The sequence below is a fragment of the Chelativorans sp. J32 genome, assembly GCF_000518985.1.
Taxonomy (GTDB): Bacteria; Pseudomonadota; Alphaproteobacteria; order Rhizobiales; family Rhizobiaceae; genus Chelativorans.
The window spans coordinates 19,365-40,896 of sequence record NZ_JAEQ01000021.1 but is presented as its reverse complement, the minus strand read 5'-3'; the positions used below and the strand labels follow the sequence as shown (position 1 = coordinate 40,896).

The following is a 21,532-nucleotide window of genomic DNA, read 5'->3' as shown; positions in this document are numbered from 1 at the left end:
GTAGTCTCCGCTCAGGTCTGAGCCGGCTCCCGGAGCGAAGATTAGGCTTCCCCAAACCGACGCTTATGCAAACTCGACTTTTGTTCGATCGCAAGCCACCTATGCTGGCGAATGTTGAGCGGAGGCTCGGATTGCTCACTTCCGCGCAAGACGAGCCAAAGGTCCAAGCGACACATAGTGAATGCTCATTTCTACGATGCTGAGATGTATGCCGACATGACAGAGAAGACCGTGCCGTATCAGGCGACGCTTGAAGTTTTAGAACACCTCATCGCCTTTCCGACGGTCAGCACCGAGAGCAATCTAGATCTGATCGATTTTGCTGAGCAGCATCTGATCCGAAGTGGCTTCTCGACTCATCGCCTGCCGGATCCGTCCGGGCGGAAGGCGGGGCTCTTGGCCCGGATGGGTCCAGACGGGCCCGGCGGCGTTATGCTTTCCGCGCATAGCGATGTGGTGCCTGTCAAAGGTCAAGATTGGACCCGCTCGCCGTTTCAGCTGACGCATGATGGTGGCCGGCTGTACGGAAGAGGCACGACGGACATGAAGGGCTTTCTTGCGTCGATGCTGTCACTGGCAGCGCGGGCAGCGACTGTTCCGCTCCAGCGGCCGTTGATGCTGGTTATCTCCTATGACGAAGAGGTCGGCTGCGCCGGCATCCGCCAGATGTTACCCGGATACACCGCGCTTGGCTGGCAACCGGAACTGTGCATTGTGGGCGAGCCGACAGAGATGCGGCCAGCCATCGGGCACAAAGGCAAGGCTTCGTTTCTCGCCACTTGCCATGGCACGGCCGGCCATTCCTCCCTGGCGCCGCGCTATGTCAACGCGCTGCACCTAGCGGCCGAGTTTATCATGACTCTGCGCCGGCTACAGAAGGACTATGCAGCCTCGGCCATTCAGGATGCGGGATATGATGTGCCCTATTCGACCGTCCATGCCGGGCGGATGCACGGGGGAACCGCACTGAACATTGTTCCCGATCACGCCCAGATCGAGTTTGAGTTGCGCCATCTTCCTGCCGATGCTCCCGATCACTTCCTGTCGCGGCTGCAGCAAGAAACCGAGGGGATCGTCCGCTCCTTCCGTGCAGAGGAGGGAGCGGCGAAAATCGAGATCGAACGCATCGGTTCTTATCCCGGTCTGCAAATTGCGGCCGATCACCGGGCGGTCCGCCGTGTGGCGGCAATCAGCGGCTCGCACGAGACGATCAAGGTCGCCTACGGTACGGAGGCCGGCTATTTCGCGCAGCTTGGCATCCCAACTGTAATTTGCGGACCGGGCAACATGGAAGGACAGGGTCACAAACCTGACGAATACATCACCGTGGCACAACTTGGCAGCTGCGATCAGATGATGGATAGGATCCTGTCGGAATCAGGCGCATAGCGACCAGGATCGCGAAGCAGCACGCCATGCCGTGCTGCCCAGATCTGTTCGTTCCCACTCACGGCTGCAATCAGTAGTCTCAGTCGGAGATGATCAATGCTGGCCCATTCGGGCTATCTATTCACCATTGTCTTCGCCGCTTTGAGTCATAACACGCGCTAATCGCTTGCAGTCAGCATTTTGGCCCGCGAGCAGATTGATTGGGTCGACCACTCCTACGCCAACGCCTATGGCATTTGCAGCTGCCCATGCCCAATCTTCTTGAGCTCGCTGAAGAAGCCTTGGTGCCTCATCAGCAATGCAGGCCCGGCCCGCTTCAACAATTTCATCTGATGCCACACCCTGAAGGCGTTCCGACACATCAGCCTGGAGCGGGCCTACTACAAGAATGGCGAACAGGTAGCTCATGAATTCAGACACAGCACTCTCCATGTTGATCTTGGGGCATATGGGGACTGAGGCTGACCAGCACTAGGAAATCACCTCGTAAGATGGCTCATGGCAACGTGCACATTGGAGTGGGGACGACGAACCCGCGCGAGCCGATTGTGCCGCGGATCCGGTTCCTGCTCGTGCTAGGGTGTCCAGGTGGCGTCATATCAGTGCCGGCCTTCACCTGTCGCCGAGTTCCCGAGATGGCCACAGCACCTTTGAACCGCGTCGCGTTGACTAGCGCCGACCTGGGAGACTAGATGCCAGCCATGACCTGCACAGCGAAGGTTCGTATAGCTCGCCCTGAAGACCGTCAGGCTCTGATCGAAATCCAGCGCCGCGCGTCGCTCGCTGTCCAGACGGGCGAAGTACTGCGCCGTCTGATCGATGAATCGGAGCACATCGATCTCGACAATTCGCTACTGGCCATGGGCCAAGTCGTGTTGGCTGAAATAGGCGCGATCCCCGTAGGCTTCGCATCTTTCATCGTCGAGAACGGGAGTGTCGAGCTCGACGGCATTTTCGTTGACCCGAGTCATTGGCGCCTGGGCATCGGGCGAATGATCCTCAATGCCGTTGAACATGAGGTGATGGCGCGCAATTTCGCGAGAATTCGTGTCGTGTCGAGCCTCAACGCCGTTGTGTTCTACCAGTCAGCAGGCTTCACGGTTGCGGGCGTTGAAAGGACTCCACTGGGGTTGCTAGCACCAATCCTAACGAAGATGATTGCCAGCTGCTGACGGCAAATCGCGTTTACCTCAATTCTGCAAGAATCTCTGGTTCTAGCAGAATCCAGTTCTGACACGGCCCGGCTCAACCTTCCGTTATCGCCACGGATCTGGATCGGGAATGGCACGCTGGTAGTCTCGCTAATCTCACAACGCGCCGATCTCAAGCCTCAGGACTACTGCGCTCGGCCTTGAGCCCTTCCGGCACGGCCGCGTCGTTTCCAGCCGTTGGGCTTGACCCGCCTAGAGGAGGATCCCGATCGGAGGCTTCCTCGAGCAGCCATGTGATGAAGCAAGCTTGAAGACTGCCGGTCCTCCTGCAGGAGGACCGGCTTCTCACCCGGCTCTTCTGAGCGATCCCACGTCGATTCCTGGACGATGGAACAGGTTGCCGAGATCGTATTTTCGTTGGAGATGCCGCAGCCGCTCCAAGGCTGCAGGCGTGAACGAACGGCGCGACCGGTCTGCGAGATCAAGGTCGGCCTCACCGATGTAGTGGCCCAGCGAAATCGGCGAGATCTTTTCGCTTGTCGCCCGCACCCAGGACAGGGCCGCCTGGTCCTGGGTCTCGTCCTGCCAGATCGCGTAAGTGCAGCCAAAGGCAGGGCCGACCATCGAGAAGGCGCCGTCCGACATCACAGCACCGTCCATTGGGGGCAGCATGACACCGAGCGCGAAGCACTCAGCCGAAGGCGCGACCTCTATTGCACTCGACATGATCGCCATCTGCCGTGCCGGATCGGCCGACCAGTTCGTATCGGCCGCGTATCTCCGCCCTTCCAGGAAGAACTGCCCCATGATGAGGTACAGGACCTCAAACGGGGTTTCCATGCCCAGTTGCATGTCGAGGGCACCCTCCGGTGCGCCGGCCGCTATCCGTTCGAGCGTGGCCTGCGCCTCCTCTTCTGTATAGGCGAAGATGGTCGCTACCGCGGAGATCGTCTTGGCCGCCTTGCTAGCGAGAGGTTGCGGCGCTGTGGAGAACACTGCGGTGAACTCCACATTGCGCGGTACGAGGCGCATTGTCCGGCTCATCCACCTCTCGACCGCTTGCACCTCGCCGATCGGATAGGTCCACACGCTGGTACGGATTGCCCGCGGCAGCTCGTGCAGGCGAAGCCGATACTCGGTTACAACGCCGAAGAACTCGGGCCCCGCACCGCGCGCAGCCCAGAAAATGTCGGCATTCTCGACCTTGTTCGCAGTCACCAGTGAGCCGTCCGCCAGAACCACCTCGACGCCCTCCACATTGTGGCACGCAATGCCCCAAGCGCCGGCGTTCCAACCGAACCCGCCACCGAGCAGGTAACCGGACAGTGGCACGCTTGCGCAGTGGCCCGTGGGGAAGGCGAGACCGTATTCGGCCAGTGCCGCGGCGAGCCGGCCGTTCGTCACCGCCGGCTGGGCCCGCGCGGTGCGAGCTTCGGCGTCGATCTGCAGCGCGCTCATCGCGGACAGATCGATCACCACGCAATCCTGCAGAGCGATGCCAGAGAAGTGGTGGCCACCACCCCGCACGGAAACGCGCATTCCGTTGGCCGCCGCGTAGCGTACCGCCGTCTGCACATCACCAGTGTCCATTGCCCTTATGACCATCTCCGGGAAGCGGTCCGGCGTGCGGGCGTTCCACAACAGTCCTGTGCGGACGGCCTCGTATGCACGGTCGTCGCGGGTCGTCACCGTCCCCCGGACGGTCCTTCTCAGTTCATGAATATCCATTTCCCTCTCCTTTTCTTATCCGCCGTTAGAGGAGCGCGCCCTCAATGCGTGTGCTTGACCTCATGGTGCTCGCACGTGACGCGAGGGTTGAACTGGGCGAAGACGCCATTGGGATTCTCGCGATAGAGCCAGACGTGCCGGTCGTGGTGCGGCTCGAAATTGTGCGCTTCGTCGATTGTCGTCGTCGGATCGTCCCGCATCGTGTCGTAAGGCACACCGTGGAAGGACGGGGGCGTGAGGTTGCCTGCCTCACTCCACGCTTTGGCGAAAACGAGATTTTCGACCGCGACAAGTTCGAGCGAACCATTGTCCTGCGGCTCGTAGATCAGGACCGCCGGGTTGAGGAAGTCGGTGTGCGTGCCGACGCCGTCGACGCGGGGATTGGGCGGAGCGGAGATGCCGAGCAAGTCCGGGCGAAAGTAGTGGATACCCATGGCGCCAACCGACTTCGGCAAGCCCATCATATCAGCAGTCTCGCACATATTGCTGGGATCGCGGATATAGCCTTCGGCAAGCGCGACATCGACATTGCGGAAACGCTCGGTCGCCTTGCGGATTTCGGCTAGGCTTGGCTCGCCGGGTTTGGATTTGGACGAGACGTCAATACGTGCCGCGTCGTCGGACGGAGTGGCGGCGGCATGCTCATCATGCATGCTGCAGGCGAAGGCAGCAGTGGCTGTCAGCATCCCGATGGCGGATGCGACCAGAGTTGCGGTTTTCATCTTTCTGATCCTTTGGGGTCTGGGAAAAATCGTACGCCGCAGGCCATTCGGCTGCCCGGCGTCGATGGCGCGATGAAATAAACCGATGCGGTGGCGTGCGCTCGCTAAATGGTCCTGCAAGAAATCGTAAAAAAATGCTAAATTCGGGGTGCAGGGGCGTTTTTGACGGTCCATTCGCCCGAAATTCACTGGAGCGAGAGCAAGGCGATCCATGCCACGCGCATCCCGGCCTCACACCCCGGCGATCGATCTGGTCGCCCGCCGCGCCTATGCGGCAGAGGGTGGCACGTCCGGAGTCCTGACACCCGAACTCGAAGCCTTCTGCCAGAGCGGCATCAGTGTGATCGTCGCGGTGTGCCGTCCCGCCGAGGCACCCGTCGCCGGCTTGGCATGCGGCTGCGTAATTCTGCCTGCGGGCCGGATGCGGCTCCTGCTGCCTAGAGCCGGGAATGAGGAATTGTTGGCAATGGTGGAGCGGGGCGCCGGCATCGCTGTCACGTTCAGCCAGCCGGTTACCCACCGCTCGATCCAGGTGAAGGGATCGCGCGGCGTCGTCGCTGCGCCTGACGAAGAAGACAGGCGGGAAGTACTGCGCCAGAGCCAGGGCATGCGCCGGGAATTGATCGAGGTCGGTTATCCCACCGCCTTCGCCGAGGCTTATTGTATGATCGATCCCGATATCATCGTGGCGGTCGACTTCACGCTCGACGCCGCCTTCGTGCAGACGCCCGGCCCTGGCGCGGGTGCGGAGTTGAAGTCGTGACCCCGCTGAGGCTTCCCGCGATCCGCAACTGCCTCGAGGGGATCGTTCCGTCGGTGATTGCTACCGCCGACGCGGGCGGCACGCCCAACGTATCTCTGATCTCCCAGGTCCAGTATGTCGATCCCGAACACGTCGCCCTATCTTACCAGTTCTTCAACAAGACCCGCCGCAATCTCCTGGCGACAAAACGCGCATCGGTTGCCGTTGTGGATCCCGATACCAACGCCCAATATCGGCTGACGCTTGAATACCTGGAAACGCAGACGAGCGGGCCGCTGTTTGAGGCAATGCGCGCCAAACTCGCCGGCATTGCGTCGCACAGCGGCATGCAGGGTGTCTTCCGTCTGCTCGGTTCAGACGTGTTTCGGGTGCAGCGGATCGAACCCATTCCAAGCGCAACTATGCCGCAACCGATCAGCTTGAACCTGCTATCGGCTGCGCGCCGCATCTGCGAGCGGATTGCGGTCTGTGACGAACTCGGCGGGCTGTTTGACGCGCTGCTCGCCGGCCTGCAGCAGCATTTCGGGATCGAGCACTCCATGGTGATGATGCTCGACCGGACCACAGATCGGCTCTACACCGTCGCATCGCGCGGATATCCCTTCTCCGGCATCGGATCGGAGGTCGGCATGGGCGAAGGCGTCATCGGCGTTGCGGCCTTGCAGGGAGTACCGATCCGCATCGGCAGGATGGCGTCTGAATATTCCTACGGCACCGCAGTCCGAGATGCTGCCCTCGCGGCGGGGTTTGATTGGGGATGCAATACGGCCATTCCCTACCCCGGGCTGAAAGCTCCACAAAGCCAGATCGCAATGCCGATCCTACACGGCGGCAGAACCATGGGCGTCCTCTTCGCCGAGAGCCCCGAGCCCAACCAGTTCGGCTATGATGAAGAGGACGCCCTATCGCTGGTCGCAGGCCAGCTTTCAGTATTGATCGCCCTGCTGCAGCAAGAGGAAGCTTCTGAGAAGGCGCCGCCGCTGGTTCTGCCGGCCGAGGTCACCGGCCGCGAAATACGCATCCGCTATTACAGGGCCGACAACACGGTGTTCGTCGGCCACGAGTACCTGATCAAGGGTGTCGCCGGCGCAATCCTTTGGAAGATCGCGCGGGAGCATGATGAGAGCGGTCGCGTCGAGTTTACCAATCGCGAGTTGCGCCTCGACCCCGCGCTGCGCTTGCCGGAATATGCCGAGAACCTTGAGGCTCGCCTAGTACTGTTGCAGCGGCGCCTGTGCGAGCGCAACGCGGGTATCAATGTCGAGAAATGCGGCCGCGGCCGTTTCCGATTCTTGGTCGAAGGTCGTCTGGTCCTGGAGGAGAGATAGTTCCAAACTATGGGATGAAGACGAGGGAACGTTTTGATTGAGAGCTGAGGCGCCTCATCCCATAGCTGATACTTCCTTCATTGAGACAGGTGGTAAACACTGGCGTGCAGGAAAGCGGCTCTGCCGCGCTCCGGGACCGCCGAGGTTCACTGCGTCCAACGATCACCCATCGCCGCAGACGCCAGCAAGCGGCAACCGACCGGCTTATCTGGTGGAGGCCGATCGATGGCAAGCTTCCCTCAGGGGGTGCAGGCCTCGGCAATAGACAGGCTGTTCTCATAGAGGTGGTGACGGGTGATCCGACCGTTCTCAACGGTAAGGCGGAGCGCGAACGGGCCCTCGAACGACTTTCCTGTCGCGCGTACGGTCCCCGACACATACCCCATCAAAACGGCATCGGGGCCGTCAACCAGAAATGTCTCGATAGAGGCGCGCGCGTCCTCCGGCACGGTGTACGCCATCAATTCCGTGAACTGAGCGGCGCATTCGGCGGCGGTGGACCGCGGTCGGATCCACGGGGCGGCCGGGTTCTCGGCGAGCAGCCAATCGACCTGATCGGCGAAGAGCGCGACGAGCCGCCCAGTGTCCCCCGCGAGCCGGGCGGCAAGGAATTCCTGCACGACGGCTCGGGTGGCCTCGGTGACAGAGGCAGTGGCGGCGAAAGTATTGTTGGCAGTTGATGTTGCGGACATGGTGCTCTCCTGCTGCTGTCGGGCCGTAGCCGTTGATGGCTTGATCCTCTCAGGGAAGCAAAGATCGGTCGATTACCTTGGACGTAATGAGGTAAACGATGTTCGGCGCACGTTCATTGGCGGAGATCCGGTGGAAGGAGCCGGTGCTTCCTTCCGCTCGCAGATCATGCCAGCCGGATGCCCAAGTATCAGCCGATCCGCCCGTCGGCCTGGGCCTCTCTCAAAAACCGTGCCGTAACTTCATCCGACGGAAAGAAGCTTTCGATGGCGAGTTCCGAAAGCGTAATATCGAGCGGTGCGCCGAACACGGTCGTCGTCGTGATGAAGGAAAGCTCGGCCGCGCCGAGCCGTATCTGGAACGGGACGGCGATGTTGCCTGCATGATTGGCAGTGGGGCGGTGGCTCCTTCTGCCACCTGGATAGGATGAGAGTTCCTCCTCCAGGTCGGCTAATACCGGATCCGCCACGAGATCATTGATGCCCCGAAGGCGCTCCAGAACATGCGCGCGCCATTCCGTGAGATTGAGAATGTTCGGCGCAAGCCCTTGGGGATGCAAGCTTAGCCGCAGTGCGTTGACGGGCGGCTCAAGCAGAGACTTGTCCTGGACTTCTGTCAAAAGCAAAGTGATTGCGCCATTAGCAAGCAACATGTTCCAGTGTCCGTCGATTGCCAGTGCCGGATTGGGCGAATGGCCGTCGAGAATCCGCTGCACAGCCTCCATTGCCGGCTTGAGAAGGGGGTCTCCGAGTGAGCGTTCTGCGAAGGACGGGGCATAACCGGCCGACAAAAGCAGGCGATTGCGGTCCCTCAGCGGGACGGCGAGCGTTTCGGCAAGATTCAGCACCATCTCGCGCGACGGCGCCGCGCGGCCGCTTTCGACAAAGCTCAAATGCCGTTGCGAAATACCTGCCTCCAGCGCCAGATGAAGCTGGCTGATGCGACGGCGCTGCCGCCATTCGCGCAAGAGGTCACCCACACGATCTGCGGATTTGTTTGCTGTGTTCGTGTTTTGCATGAGCATTCCTGTAGCCCGACAAGGTGAAACGAACGATTACCTCGATGGTAATCGCCATGCGGAGCGGTAAGCGTCATTCTCCCCACAACCGGCGGCAATCAGCCGGTCCGATGGAGACGAAGGAGTCCAAAGAATGACGCTTGCCATCTCAGCCTTCCTGCGCAAGGCCCTATTAGCAGATGCCTTTGTGAGCGGCGCTGCCGCGATCCTGATGACAGCAGGAGCTGGGCTGCTCGGCCCGCTTCTGCACCTGCCGGCGGCGCTCTTGTTCTGGGCCGGCCTTGCGCTGATCCCATTCGTGGCGATGCTCCTTGTGCTCGCCCGACGAGAAGCGGCATCACGTTTGCTCCTGCTGGACATCGTGCTCGTGAATGCGCTGTGGGTCCTTGCGAGTTTCACCATCATCGGGCTGGGCCTTGTCGCTCCGAACACGCTCGGAATGTTGTTCATCATAGCTCAGGCGCTCGCTGTCGCCCTTTTCGCAGCCTTGCAGCTCAGCGCCTTGCGGAGTGCTTCGGTCGCGGCGTGAAAACGAATATCCCGGCCATTAAAGACGCGATTTGCTCGCGTCAGAAAGTTGTTCTGCTGCATGGTCCATGGGGCCGATGAGCAGCAACAAACAATAAGCAAAAGAACACCAGCCGGCCGCGCTAGAGTCTGCTATTGACAGGCACTGGCGTGGCTAGTGCTGACAGGCTTCTCATGGAACCATCCTACCTACAGCTTGTTACGGCACTATGCAGAAGAAGCCGAAACCGGGCGACGAAACCCAGCCGGGATCCAAGCAATCAGGGAAGAACATTTGCCCTAAATGCCAGGGAAGTGGGCGGGTTGCAGATAAAGACTGTCCCGCCTGCGAGGGCACCGGGACCGTCACGGTTATAGTTGGCGACGCGTAGCGCGGCTGAGCTGCCGGACGTTCAGCAAAATCCACTCACCGGCAGCGCGTTGTATGTGCGACGACAAATCGAAAAGGACGGCACCAAACCCGCTCCTCATAAACCACCAACAGAACACCGACACCTTCATAAGCACCCTTTTCTGCATCTCTGAATAGAGCGCAGCTAGATTGCGCCAGTGCACAAGCTGAGCGGTGCTGTCCCGCAGCCATCTATGAGGAATTTGCGGAACTCAGCTTCGGCCTTCGCGTTGCCGTACCAACAACTTCTTTCAATGAGGAACGCACGATGCTGAAAGGTTTGATTCTTTGGTGGATGGGAGTGCCGCTGTTCGTGATTGTTCTGCTTTATTTGTTCTTCTTTTAGTGAGATGGGCCGCTCGACAGCCTTAGCCTCTGGCACGGTCTGATCTTCACGCCGCCCCGGGGAGCAATAGCAAGCTTCAGGACCTGCCGAAGCTGGCTTTAGCGAACAGCTCCGGCCGAAGATGGATAAAGCGGGCTTGCCAACAGCCATTAATCGCCCGGATCCGGGATCTTCAGAAGATTGCCACAAGCCTTACAGTGAACCGCGTCGGGATCGTGTCGCTGCAGCCCGCATTGCGGGCAGGGATGCCAGACTTTCTGCGGTCGAAAGATGGCCTGCCCTAGCCGGATGAAGAGCGTGACCCCTGCCAGCATGATCACCACCGCAGTAAGCTTCCCCCAAGGACCCGGCAGCAGGATGTCGCCGTAACCCGTGGTGGTCATGCTTGTGACGGTGAAATATAGCGCATCGATATAGCCGGCGAAACCGGCGCCTTCCCGGAAGAAGAAGGTGTAGATAAAGCCGGTTACGACGAAGAGGAACGTGATCAGGTTTACCACGGATTGCACGACCTCGCGCCATTGACCGTAACCGCGTCTGATCAGCGGCTGCCAGAACACACCGCTTCGCGATAGCGACCAGAGGCGTAGAACGCGAAGAAAGCCCAAATTCGCGAGCCAAAGCGGGAAGAGCAGCGTCAGCATGATGAAGATATCGACGATGCTCGTCGGCTGCCTTAGCCAGCGCGGAATGTCACTCGATGCCATCGCCCGGGCGGTGATATCGAGCGCTAGGAGCGCCGCGATTGAGTAATCTATCCAAAGAAAAAATGGACGCTCACGGAGCACCGGACTGGCAATGAAGAAGGTGATTATGAGCAGATCGACGGTCATCACGGTATATTGGAAGCGCAACGCACGGGGCGACCGTCCGTGATAGAGCAGGCGCAGGCGGTCACGAATTGCATCGAGGCCGAGGTGGTGTTGCGCTTCTGAATCGGGGCGATCGTCCATAGTTTCCGACTGGTGACCTGGTCATGATTGCCAGTAATAATCGGGCGGCCTAGCGTCAAACTGCAAGGGACTCCAGCCCAAAAAAAAGCCACTCGGACATGACTGAGGTGCCAGCGATCGAAGCATCATTTGGGCTGGCGGACGGCCCGCACCGTCCGCCAGCCGGTTCGGCCGTCATCAGAGCCGCGCCTCGAGGACGAGGTTGAAGGGCGTCTCGAAAGCCCGACGGAAGCGGCTGAAACCGGCCTTGCGGAAGACCTCAGCCAGTCGCGCTTCGCCTGCCTGGGCGCCGAGCACCAGGCGCCCACCGTCTGAGATCGCATGGGCGCAGCAGATGGTGGTCGAGGCCGCATAGTATAGTCTGCCTACCGGCGAGATATTGCCCTCGACCCGGTCATTGGCGAAGGGCTCCACCAACATCACGGCGCCATCTGGCGCAAGTGCCTTGGCGGCATGGTTCGCTGCGGCCACCGGATCTCCCATGTCGTGCAGCGCATCGAAGAAGCATATCAGCCCGTATCCAGTGCCGGGATAATTGTCGGCACGCGCGGCCGTGAAAGTTGCCCTTGCAGAAACGCCCGCTCCGGCGGCAACTTTTCGAGCTTCGACCAGCGATTCCTGATGCACATCGAAGCCCGTGAAACGGGACGCCGGAAAAGCCTTCGCCATGAGTACCGTTGAATGGCCGTATCCGCAGCCGATATCGGCGACCGAGATCCCTTCCTTGAGCTTGTCGGTCACACCCTCCAGTGACGGCAACCATTCGGAAACGAGGCTCGCCTTGTAGGCGTTGCGGTAGAATGCAGCGACGCCGCAGGAAAGGCGGCCGTCGTGATCGCCCCAAGGAATGCCTTTGCCGGTACGGAAAGCCTCCACTGCCTTTTCCTCATCCGCCCACATGGATGCGGGGACGGCCCAGGCATTTGGGATGAAGGCCGGGCTTTCCTCGTCGGCGAGCACGAGGGCCTGCTCGGGTGTCAGCTCATATGTGCCGCTGATCGCGTGATAGAGGATGTAGCCTCCGGCGACCTGCGAATTGAGCCATTCCCGAACGTAGCGTTCGGCGCATCCGGCACGCTTGGCCACTTCCCGCGCGCTGAGCGGTCCGGCCCCGGCCATGGCTCTGTAAAGCCCAAGACGGTTGCCGAGGCTGATCATGACGCCGCCATAACCTGCCGAAAGATCCTCGATCGCACGCCCCACTAGTTCGTCGAGCTTAGTGGAATCTATGATGTCGTGATGTGTGTGCTCCATGTCCGTGCCTCCTGTCAGACGCTCAGGGAACCTGAGGCTGTCGAAAATCGCAGCAATACGAAGAAAGCGGCAGAGCCGGGTCATCCACAATCGGGCCTTTTGTGCCACCTGCCGCAGCAAGGATGCGGGAATCGTGGCGCAGCGGCCCGGTTGGCGTTATTCTACGCACGCAAGGGGAACTGACATGCAGGACCATTTTGCTGCGACCAGATCCGAGCCGCTCCATGTGAGCCTCGTTGCGATTCCCGAAGCTGTGGTCTCGACCCTTTCCGGCATCTTCGACGTGATGAACGCATTCGCGATGATGCCTTTGTCCGGCATACCGCTCCAGGCACCGCCATTCCGGGTGGAGATCGTCGGGCTGAGAGCCGGTCCACTGGAACTCGCCAGCCACGTGCCGGTCGTTGTGCAGCGTAGCATGGCCGAAGTGCACGAAACCGACATCATCATCGTTCCCTCGATCCTGCTTGGGCCTGAGGGCTGGCGGAAGGGTGTTCATCCTGAACTTGTCGACTGGTTTCGCGCCATGCATCGCCGCGGAGCGCTTCTTTGCTCCGCCTGTTCGGGTATTTTCCTGTTGGCCGAGACCGGGCTTTTCGACGGTGTCGATGCGACGGTGCATTTTGGCTACGCTCCAGCCTTCGCAGCCACCTATCCGCAGGTGCCGGTCCACCCCGAGCGCGTTCTGGTCGTCTCGGGCAAACACGAAGAACTGATCACATCGGGCGCTTCGATGACCTGGCACGATCTCGTGCTGTACCTGATAGCACGCCATGTCGGGGCGACCGCCGCCCAGGCCGTGGCGCGCTCCTTCGCCCTGCAATGGCATCAGGACGGATTAGCGCCCTACATCGTCTTCGAAGGTCGCAAGGACCATGGCGATTTCGCTATCCAGACCGCCCAAGACTGGGTCGCCACGCATTTTTCTGTAGCCGCTCCCGTGGAAGAGATGATCCGGCGCACGGGGCTCACCGAGCGAACATTCAAACGGCGTTTCACCACCACCACAGGCTTGAGCCCGATCGCCTATGTGCAACGGCTGAGAATAGAGGATGCCAAACGGCGGCTCGAACGTACGGAAGCTTCAGTGGATGAAATCAGCTGGCAGGTCGGCTACGAAGAACCGGCCTTCTTCCGCCGCCTCTTCAAGCGCGTGACCGGAATGACGCCGGGTGCATACCGCCGGCGCTTCAAGATCCCCGAATATGCCAGGCTCAGGTCTCAGGGCGAGCGGACCGAGAGCCGACATGCAAGTGGATCCGAGGTCGGCTGACCCAAGCTGAACGCATCATGGATAACAGCACCGAGGATCACTGTAGCAATAGGCAGCCTCGTTGGAGGCTGCCTATGAGGTTTCCCGGCTGGTTCGGCTGTTAGTCATCCGAAACTACAAAATCGTCGGAAGCATTATACCCCTGGTACAGCCGATTGGCGCCACCGAACTGCACCCCACGCGGGTAGCCGCGCAGCTGCCTCTCGGCCCCAGACGTCGAGTTGGTGCTTCCGACATGGGATTCATCATACCGTCCCCGTGATATCGAGGCCGGCAGGTCGTCCTGGTCGCTCACGGCGAAGTCGTCTGCGGCATTGTGGCCGTTATAGACCCCGTTCGCCCTGGCGGACTGCCCCGACGGATAGCCGACGGTCGTCCTACCATCCCTCGTGGCGGTGGAGGCAAGCCCGGCGGCGGAACCGCCGGTGTGTGTCCTGGCGAGAGAGGCCGGCAGGTCGCTCTGCTCGCTGATGCCGAAGTCGTTCGCCGCGTCGTAACCGGAATCAAGCGCATGCGCGGCGCTGAGACCGATTCCTAGTAAGGCGAAGGCGGAGGTGAGAATAATCTTACGCATGGCATTTCCCTTCCGTGATGGTCGATAGCTGCTTGGGTTGTCGTTGAGCGTTTCCGCTTTCAGCGATGTCGGCCAGGACCTGATGCGGCTCAGGCATCGTCTCTCCAGCCGGTTGCCCCAAGTGCGTCCTTGCTCCTTGCATCGAACCCTTGTGGCCCGGTTGTAATCACAGAAATCGAGGACTGTTGTCAGAGCCGACCTGACCAAAACCGGGTCGTTTGCGCCATGTGGGGCGGCAACCTCGTCGGTGACCCGCCTTCAGCTCTTCGTGTAAGAGGGTGATGCCTCGGGTCCCAATGCCCGGCGCTACTCACGAGGGCGCGCTGAGTGAGCAACACGCTTGGCGATCAACTGCGCGGAAGAAAAAACCACTTAAAACGCCCGGCGGCCGATTTGGTTCCAGGTAAACTGCAAGAGCTAACAGAATCTTTTCCAAATGCAATCAAAGCTTTACCTGAAATACCTCTCGATGTAATTAGCGCGGTTTGAGACGGGTTGCGGGAAGCATCGGTTCGGATTTTCGGTTTCCGATGACTTGGTTGTCGTGCACAGCCGCGAGCTAGAAACTTGCGGAATTCAATGCGACGGGGCCTGCAAGGTCTGTCACAGAAGAACGTAGTTAGTAGTGGTGCTGCAACATGGTCGCCGGTTCGCCAAAATTGGAACCACTGATTTACGCCATCATCGCCGGGCTCACACTGCTGCCCTTCGCAGCAGACCTGTTTCTTCCTCTCGGAACAGCAATATGGGTCATCTACGTCCTGCCGGTGGCTCTTTGTTATCTTCTCTCTAAGCCTCAGGCGCCGTTGGCGGTGGCGGCCGCGATCACCCTGCTCGTCGTGCTCGGCTATATCTACGCGCCACCTGGCGTCGATCCGGAGATTGCTCGCATCAACCGCGCGCTTGGCGTTTTTACCCTTTGGGTGGTCGCCGGGACGAGCCATTTTTTCATTCGCAACAAGATGGCGGTGCGCAGGCAGGAATGGATCCAGGCGGGTCAGGTCGGTCTCTCCTTGAACATGGCCGGCGAGCAGCGGCTGCAGGACATGGGGAGTAAAATCCTGCGGTTTCTGGCCGAATATATGGATGCCAAGGCCGGCGCACTCTTCGTTCGGGATGGCGGCATGTTCGTGCGCACAGCCACCTATGGCGTACCTGACGATGCTCCTGTCCCGGAAACCCTGAAGGATGGTGACGGTCTCATCGGCCAGGCGGCAAGCGACCAGCGTTCCTTCGTGATTGAGGACGTGCCGGATGGCTATCTTTATTTCGGCTCAAGTCTCGGGAAATCGAAACCGCGTCAGCTCTTGATCGCTCCGGCGGCAGCAGACGGGCAGGTCAATGCCGTCCTGGAACTTGGTTTCCTCAGGAATGACACGGCCGATTCCGTCGCTTTGGTACAGCAGGTCTCGGAAACAATCGCGATCGCGGTGCGCTCCGCGCAATATCGCACGCGCCTTCAGGAACTGCTCGAAGAGACGCAACGCCAGGCGGAGGAGCTTCAGGCGCAAAGCGAGGAACTCAAGGCAGCAAACGACGAACTCCAGGCGCAAAGCCGTTCGCTTCAGGAATCTCAGGCCCGGCTTGAACTCCAGCAGTCCGAACTGGAGCAGTCGAATGCGCAGCTTGAAGAGCAGACGCAGCTTCTGGAGCGCCAGAAAGACGATCTGACCCGGGTGCAGGAGCAACTGCAGGAGCAGGCCCAGGACCTTGAGCAGGCAAGTCGATACAAGTCCGAGTTCCTGGCAAACATGTCGCATGAGCTGCGCACACCGCTCAACTCATTGCTGATCATGGCCCGGCTCCTGGCCGATAATCGGGGAGGAAATCTCACGGCTGATCAGATCAAATATGCCCAGACGATCGAAACGGCGGGCAACGACCTCCTCACGCTGATCAACGACATCCTCGATATTTCGCGGATCGAGGCCGGGCACCTGGAAATCCAGCCGCAGCGTGTGCGGATCGATGACATCACCAGAAAGTTGGAAACCACGTTCCAGCCTTCCGCCATGCAGAAGGGGCTGTCCTTCCGCACTGAAGTTTCACAAAATTTGCCCGCTGAGATGGAGATCGATCCGCAAAGGATCGAGCAGGTCCTCAAAAACTTCCTGTCGAATGCTCTGAAATTCACCGAGAAGGGTGAGGTGGCGCTCCTCGTGGAAAGGCGCGGCGAGAACCGGATCGCCTTCACCGTGAGGGACACCGGCATCGGCATTCCTAAGGACAAGCAAGAGGCGATCTTCGAAGCCTTCCACCAGGCGGACGGCTCGGTCAGCAGAAAATATGGAGGCACCGGACTTGGCCTCTCCATCTGCCGTGAGCTGGCCAAGCTCCTTGGGGGCGAAATAGAACTCGAAAGCGACGTCGGCAGCGGCAGCTCCTTCACCCTGGTCGTGCCGGAGATCTATGAGCCGAACCCCGACGCCGCGGCGGCTCCGGAAGTGGAGGAACGGCCGCGCGTAAGCAAACCCGAGCCCATTTCAAAGGCCAAGAAAGCGGCAAGAGCCGCCGCCCTCAGCCCGGAAAACAGGATGGTCAGCCGTCACGTCGTGGACGACCGGGAGCGCCTTGCCGGAGACCGCCGTACGATCCTCGTGGTAGAGGACGATCCTGCCTTCGCGCAGATACTTTACGAACTCGCGCATGAGCTGGGCTTCCAATGCCTCATCGCCGGAACCGCCGACGAGGGCATTCTGCTCGCGCGCCAGTATCTGCCGTCCGGCGTCATCCTGGATATCGGCCTGCCGGACCACTCGGGTCTCCTCGTGCTCGACCGCATCAAGCACGATGTTCGCACCCGACACATTCCCGTCCATGTCGTTTCCGTGGGGGATTACACTCAGCTCGCACTCTCCTTCGGGGCGGTCAGCTATATGCTGAAACCGGTCAAACGCGACGAACTCGCCCGCGCCCTTCGCGGGCTGGAAACGCGCCTCGCCCAGCGAATGCGCCGGGTGCTCATCGTCGAGGACGACGAAAGGCAACGTGAAAGCCTCCGCCTGCTGCTCTCCTCCCACGATGTGGAAGCGATTGACGTGAGCTCCGCTGCGGAATGCCTCGAACGGCTGAAGGGAGAAACCTTCGACTGTATGGTTCTGGACCTCAGCCTTCCCGATGCATCCGGGTTCGACGTTCTGGAGCAGCTTAGCCGGGACGAGGCCTACGCCTTCCCGCCGCCTATCGTCTATACTGGCCGCGACCTCTCGGCTGACGAAGAACTGCGCCTGCGCAAATTCTCGAAGTCCATCATCATCAAAGGCGCAAAATCGCCCGAACGTCTCTTGGACGAGGTCACGCTCTTCCTGCACCAGGTCGTTTCCGATCTGCCCGAGCAGAAACGGGAAATGCTGTCCCGGTCGCTCAGCCGCGATGCTGCGCTGGATGGCCGGCGCATCCTCGTGGTTGAAGACGACATCAGGAATGTCTACGCCCTGATGAGCATATTCGAGCCCCACGGAGCGATCGTGCAGATCGCCAGGAACGGTCGTGAGGCGTTGGATGCGCTGGAAGCTGCCGCAAAGACAGGATCCACCGTCGATTTCGTGCTCATGGATATCATGATGCCCGAGATGGACGGATTGACCGCGACGCGCGAAATCAGGAAGCAGAAAAAGTGGCGGTCCCTTCCCATCATCGCCCTTACGGCGAAAGCCATGGCGGGAGATCAGGAGCAATGTTTGGCGGCCGGCGCGAACGACTATCTCGCAAAGCCGCTGGATGTCGACAAACTGCTGTCGCTTGTTAGGGTGTGGATGCCGCGATAGGGGCCTAGAGCGTGTCGCAATCGGTTGAGGATATAGAAGTCGAGCTGGTACTGGAGGCGATTAGCCGGCGCTACCATTACGACTTCAGCGGATATGCCGCTCCTTCCATGGTGCGCAGGCTGCGCCATGCCCAACAGCATTTCGGCTGCCGCAGCCTCTCCGCGTTACAGGAGAGAATCCTGCACGAGCCTTCGATCGTTCCCGACCTGCTGAACTTCCTCACGGTGCAGGTCAGCGAGATGTTCCGTGATCCGTCCTATTTTCGCGCCTTGCGCGAACTGGTGGTGCCGCATTTGAGAACCTACCCTTCGCTTAAGGTCTGGGTGGCGGGATGTGCGGCCGGAGAGGAGCTTTATTCGCTGGCCATCCTGTTCCGCGAGGAGGGGCTCGATTCCAAGACCATCTTCTACGCGACCGACATCAATCCGCATGCCCTTCGCAAGGCCGAGGCCGGCATCTATGAATCGGAGCGGATCCCGCTCTTCACGGACAACCACCGACGCTCCGGAGGCAGGACCTCCCTATCGGACTACTATACCGCTGCCTATGGCGCGGCCGTCTTCGATAGATCGCTGCGTTCACGCGCTGTGTTTGCCGAACACAACCTTGTATCGGATGCGGTGTTTGCCGAGGTGCACCTCGTCTCTTGCCGAAACGTCCTCATTTATTTCGATCGGAATCTGCAGGAACGGGCGATAGGGCTGTTCAAAACGGCTTTGGTCCGCGGCGGCTTCCTTGGGCTCGGATCGCGGGAGAGCCTCCACTTCTCGAGCCATGCCTCGGACTTCACAGGATTCGTAGAACAGGAGCGGATATACCGGAAAACCACTCATCATGAGCATGCCGAAAGTGCCGGTCATGCCTCCGCATGACAACATAAAGTTCCTGCTGGTCGACGACATCGAGGAGAACCTCCTCGCGCTGGAAGCGCTTTTGCAGCGCGACGGGCTCGAACTGATCAGAGCCCGCTCCGGGCGCGAAGCGCTCGAACTCCTGCTTGTGCACGATTTCGCGCTCGCCTTGCTTGATGTCCAGATGCCGGAGATGGACGGCTTCGAACTCGCGGAGATGATGCGCGGAACGGAGCGGACACGGCGCATACCGATCATCTTCCTCACGGCCGTCGCCACTGACGAGCGGCGCCGTTTTCGCGGCTACGAATCGGGCGCGGTCGACTATCTGTTGAAGCCGCTCGACCCGCAGATGCTCAAAAACAAGGTCGGCGTCTTCTTCGAGCTGGCATGTCAGAGGCAAGAGCTTGCCCATCAGCGTGACGAATTGCAGGACGCGGCCCGCAAACTGGCAAATGCCTTGGCGCGGCTGCAGGCCCATCACGACAATTCTCCCCTCGGAGTCGTAGAGTTCGACCCGGATTTCCGGGTGATTTCCTGGTCAAAGGGCGCCGAGCGGATGTTCGGCTGGAGCGCCGAGGAGGTCGTCGGAAAGAGCGTGTTCGATCTGGATTGGCTTCATGAGGAGGGAATTGACCATTTCGCCGCTTCGGCGGAAGAGATGAAGCGCGGCAAGCGACTGCGAAACATCCAGCACCAGCGAAACAACTGCAAGAACGGCAATGTCATCGACACGGAATGGTATGTTTCGGCGCTTCGCGACTCGCTCGGCAATCTCGCGTCGGTGAATGTGCAAATCTTGGACGTCACGGAGCGCAAGCGAGCCGAAGCAACCCAGGAGCTTTTGATGGGCGAGCTCAACCATCGTGTGAAGAACACCTTGGCGACGGTGCAGGCGATCGCCACCCAGACATTGCGTCATTCGCACGATCCGACGGATTTCGCCGCCAATTTTTCCGGCCGTCTGCAATCGCTCGCACGCGCCCACTCACTCCTGAGCAGCACCAATTGGAGCGGCACCAGGCTTGTCCAGCTCATACAGGATCAGCGGCATGTGAGTGCGATCGAGGAAAGCAGGCTTTCGATTTTCGGACCTGACGTCTATCTGCCGCCTCAGCTGGCCCTCCATTTGGCCTTGATCCTTCACGAACTTACCACGAACGCCCAGAAGCACGGTGCCCTCTCCTCGGCCAAGGGCCGGATCGACCTGAACTGGGTGTTTGATGGCGAGACGCTACAGCTCGAATGGAACGAAGCCGTCGGCCGGCCGATCGAGCCGCCGCGCTCGAAGCGCGGCTTCGGGACCAGCCTGATCGAACGCAGCACGGCGGCGGAAGGTGGTACCGCCCGGTGCACTTATGGTCCGGAAACCATGACGTGGGTCATGACCTTCAGTCTTTCGAAACAAAGCGCCTACAGCACGCCGAGCTATAGGCTGGATACGGCGCATCAGAAGCAAACCGTAAAAGCCTAGATCCATGGGCGATCTCAAGCGTAACGATCTAAGCTTTGACTTTGCGCAAGCCGACGAACAATCGGGATAACTTTGAAGTCCGGAGATTCCGGCGACTGATCAATTCAAAGGCGGCTCGTGCCGCAAAACCATTTCGAGAGATTTCCTGCGTGAGACGGGCACACGAAACTCGTCGCGCAGATGGCCGAAACCGATCAGCGTGATGACGATCTCATGGTCGGGTATCCCGATGCATGCACGCAAGGCCTTATCGCGCTCCCGCGGAGCACTCCAGTTAAGCATGCAGGCGCCCAGTCCTTCCGCATGCAGGCCCAGCGCCAAGGTCATCGCGAACATGCCACCGTCGACCCAGCCCTGATTGCGTTCACCCACCGAATTCCAGTGCGACAGGTCAACGGTTACGACGAAGACGCCGCCGAGCTGGTCGCCGAAACCTCGATTGCCGTCATGGTGGGAGAGAACGCGGGCAATCGATCGTTTGTCGGTAAATGCATAGACTTTACAGGTCTGCCGATTGCAGCTCGAAGGGGTTTGCTGGGCAGCGCGCACCGCGCGCCGGATCTTCTCGAGTTCCACCTGTCGGTCGGCATACTGGCGCACGCTGTTGCGCCTTTCCATGAACGATACGAAATCGATGCAGGCATCCTTGGCGATATCGGTCGCACGCACCTGCTCGGTGCCGCCGAGTGCGGCGTTCGGTACGGGGCCTGCCGCGGAAAACAACGGCTGGAGAAGCCGCCGGGCTTCGGCAGTGTCCGCCCCTTGTGAAGCGGTAAATGCGATGTGCGACGCCATTACCGCGAGCCCCAGCTCTACCGTCTCGTCGCGGCCATAAGCGGAAATATACTCCTGCATTTCGGCACAGAGCAGCCTGACCTTCTCCATTCCGAAACCCTTGCGTGGATCGGAGAGCGACATGCCGTATTCAAGCGTGTGGGCAAGCAGATGGATGTGGGCCCGGCGGTTCTCACGGGTGCGAGGTCCTTCGATGAAGGATGCGCTGCGGAACCGGCGATAATCGTAGGCGTAGTTGACGAACAGGCTCCACGCCGTCAAAAGCCTGCTGCGCAGGCTGGCGGGCTGCGTTGCTGCGGTCGAAGACATGGTGGCCTCGGATAGCTTGTCGAATGTCCGGGCAGTCTCGGCACGCCGCCTTCGAGACCCCCCTTCCCTGCGAAGGCTTATCCGCGGCAACGCGATAGTCAAATCGCCCGACCGTGCTTGAGCGGCTCAGGAAAGTCGCTGGGCTCTGATGAGCCGTCCCCTGTAAGCTCCGCGATGCAAATAATTTTTTTCAGAGCACCTATCCTTTCGGTTAGGTTCGTCCCGAGT

The 21,532-nt window shown here is 60.1% G+C and carries 19 protein-coding genes; 10 read left to right on the top strand and 9 right to left on the bottom strand.

Translation table 11 applies throughout. The annotated features are described in order from the left end of the window. The first annotated feature begins 204 nt into the window (after positions 1-204). Complete coding sequence (argE, locus tag CHEJ32_RS0120640; RefSeq protein ID WP_245261224.1) at positions 205-1,389, top strand: acetylornithine deacetylase; 1,185 nt, start codon at positions 205-207, stop codon at positions 1,387-1,389. 117 nt (positions 1,390-1,506) lie between these two features. On the opposite strand, the gene CHEJ32_RS0120635 is transcribed toward argE, so the two are convergent. Further along, positions 1,507-1,809, bottom strand: coding sequence for a hypothetical protein (locus CHEJ32_RS0120635; protein WP_028035474.1), 303 nt, complete (start codon positions 1,807-1,809; stop codon positions 1,507-1,509). A gap of 272 nt (positions 1,810-2,081) precedes the next feature. On the opposite strand from CHEJ32_RS0120635, the gene CHEJ32_RS26425 reads away from it, so the two are divergent. Continuing rightward, positions 2,082-2,561, top strand: a complete 480-nt coding sequence (locus CHEJ32_RS26425; protein ID WP_051469820.1) for a GNAT family N-acetyltransferase — start codon at positions 2,082-2,084, stop codon at positions 2,559-2,561. A gap of 324 nt (positions 2,562-2,885) precedes the next feature. On the opposite strand, the gene CHEJ32_RS25585 is transcribed toward CHEJ32_RS26425, so the two are convergent. Together CHEJ32_RS25585 and CHEJ32_RS0120615 are read right to left on the bottom strand one after the other, a co-directional pair. After that, complete coding sequence (locus tag CHEJ32_RS25585) at positions 2,886-4,268, bottom strand: FAD-binding oxidoreductase (protein ID WP_051469819.1); 1,383 nt, start codon at positions 4,266-4,268, stop codon at positions 2,886-2,888. Positions 4,269-4,309: 41 nt separating this feature from the next. After that, positions 4,310-4,990: a hypothetical protein gene (locus CHEJ32_RS0120615; protein WP_028035472.1), complete on the bottom strand. Its 681-nt coding sequence runs from the start codon at positions 4,988-4,990 to the stop codon at positions 4,310-4,312. Between the two features lie 211 nt (positions 4,991-5,201). On the opposite strand from CHEJ32_RS0120615, the gene CHEJ32_RS26420 reads away from it, so the two are divergent. Continuing rightward, on the top strand, positions 5,202-5,753 hold the full coding sequence (locus CHEJ32_RS26420; protein ID WP_051469818.1) for a hypothetical protein: 552 nt from the start codon (positions 5,202-5,204) through the stop codon (positions 5,751-5,753). Continuing rightward, positions 5,750-7,081 carry a GAF domain-containing protein gene (locus CHEJ32_RS0120605; protein ID WP_028035471.1) on the top strand — a complete coding sequence of 444 codons (1,332 nt, stop codon included), beginning with the start codon at positions 5,750-5,752 and terminating at the stop codon, positions 7,079-7,081. The genes CHEJ32_RS26420 and CHEJ32_RS0120605 overlap by 4 nt, the downstream gene beginning before the upstream one ends. Positions 7,082-7,320: 239 nt before the next feature. Here CHEJ32_RS0120605 and CHEJ32_RS0120600 read toward each other — a convergent pair whose 3' ends face one another. Both CHEJ32_RS0120600 and CHEJ32_RS0120595 read right to left on the bottom strand, forming a co-directional pair. Further along, positions 7,321-7,773: a nuclear transport factor 2 family protein gene (locus tag CHEJ32_RS0120600; protein WP_028035470.1), complete on the bottom strand. Its 453-nt coding sequence runs from the start codon at positions 7,771-7,773 to the stop codon at positions 7,321-7,323. Between the two features lie 188 nt (positions 7,774-7,961). Beyond that, positions 7,962-8,795 (bottom strand): helix-turn-helix domain-containing protein, encoded by an 834-nt coding sequence (locus CHEJ32_RS0120595; protein ID WP_028035469.1) that lies wholly within the window; start codon positions 8,793-8,795, stop codon positions 7,962-7,964. 127 nt (positions 8,796-8,922) lie between these two features. Here CHEJ32_RS0120595 and CHEJ32_RS0120590 point away from each other — a divergent pair, with 127 nt between their 5' ends. Further along, positions 8,923-9,318, top strand: coding sequence for a hypothetical protein (locus CHEJ32_RS0120590; protein WP_028035468.1), 396 nt, complete (start codon positions 8,923-8,925; stop codon positions 9,316-9,318). 885 nt (positions 9,319-10,203) lie between these two features. Here the strand turns inward: CHEJ32_RS0120590 and CHEJ32_RS0120580 are convergent. Together CHEJ32_RS0120580 and CHEJ32_RS0120575 are read right to left on the bottom strand one after the other, a co-directional pair. Further along, positions 10,204-11,007: a potassium channel family protein gene (locus tag CHEJ32_RS0120580; protein ID WP_028035467.1), complete on the bottom strand. Its 804-nt coding sequence runs from the start codon at positions 11,005-11,007 to the stop codon at positions 10,204-10,206. A gap of 177 nt (positions 11,008-11,184) precedes the next feature. Then, positions 11,185-12,261, bottom strand: coding sequence for a class I SAM-dependent methyltransferase (locus CHEJ32_RS0120575; protein WP_028035466.1), 1,077 nt, complete (start codon positions 12,259-12,261; stop codon positions 11,185-11,187). A gap of 184 nt (positions 12,262-12,445) precedes the next feature. Here CHEJ32_RS0120575 and CHEJ32_RS0120570 point away from each other — a divergent pair, with 184 nt between their 5' ends. Continuing rightward, positions 12,446-13,534: a GlxA family transcriptional regulator gene (locus CHEJ32_RS0120570; protein ID WP_028035465.1), complete on the top strand. Its 1,089-nt coding sequence runs from the start codon at positions 12,446-12,448 to the stop codon at positions 13,532-13,534. 100 nt (positions 13,535-13,634) lie between these two features. On the opposite strand, the gene CHEJ32_RS0120565 is transcribed toward CHEJ32_RS0120570, so the two are convergent. Then, positions 13,635-14,108, bottom strand: a complete 474-nt coding sequence (locus CHEJ32_RS0120565) for a hypothetical protein (protein WP_028035464.1) — start codon at positions 14,106-14,108, stop codon at positions 13,635-13,637. Between the two features lie 327 nt (positions 14,109-14,435). Between CHEJ32_RS0120565 and CHEJ32_RS27235 the strand changes: the two genes are divergently transcribed. From CHEJ32_RS27235 to CHEJ32_RS25570, 4 genes are all read left to right on the top strand, one after another. Next, complete coding sequence (locus CHEJ32_RS27235) at positions 14,436-14,597, top strand: hypothetical protein (RefSeq protein WP_156936756.1); 162 nt, start codon at positions 14,436-14,438, stop codon at positions 14,595-14,597. Positions 14,598-14,746: 149 nt separating this feature from the next. After that, entirely contained in the window at positions 14,747-17,875 is a 3,129-nt protein-coding gene (locus CHEJ32_RS0120560; protein WP_028035463.1) for a response regulator, read from the top strand. An 11-nt stretch (positions 17,876-17,886) separates the two neighbouring features. Further along, positions 17,887-18,747 carry a protein-glutamate O-methyltransferase CheR gene (locus CHEJ32_RS25575; RefSeq protein ID WP_051469817.1) on the top strand — a complete coding sequence of 287 codons (861 nt, stop codon included), beginning with the start codon at positions 17,887-17,889 and terminating at the stop codon, positions 18,745-18,747. Beyond that, positions 18,710-20,200: a sensor histidine kinase gene (locus tag CHEJ32_RS25570; protein WP_051469816.1), complete on the top strand. Its 1,491-nt coding sequence runs from the start codon at positions 18,710-18,712 to the stop codon at positions 20,198-20,200. The genes CHEJ32_RS25575 and CHEJ32_RS25570 overlap by 38 nt, the downstream gene beginning before the upstream one ends. Positions 20,201-20,299: 99 nt before the next feature. Here CHEJ32_RS25570 and CHEJ32_RS0120545 read toward each other — a convergent pair whose 3' ends face one another. Next, positions 20,300-21,304 (bottom strand): nitroreductase family protein, encoded by a 1,005-nt coding sequence (locus CHEJ32_RS0120545; protein WP_028035462.1) that lies wholly within the window; start codon positions 21,302-21,304, stop codon positions 20,300-20,302. Positions 21,305-21,532 lie beyond the last annotated feature (228 nt).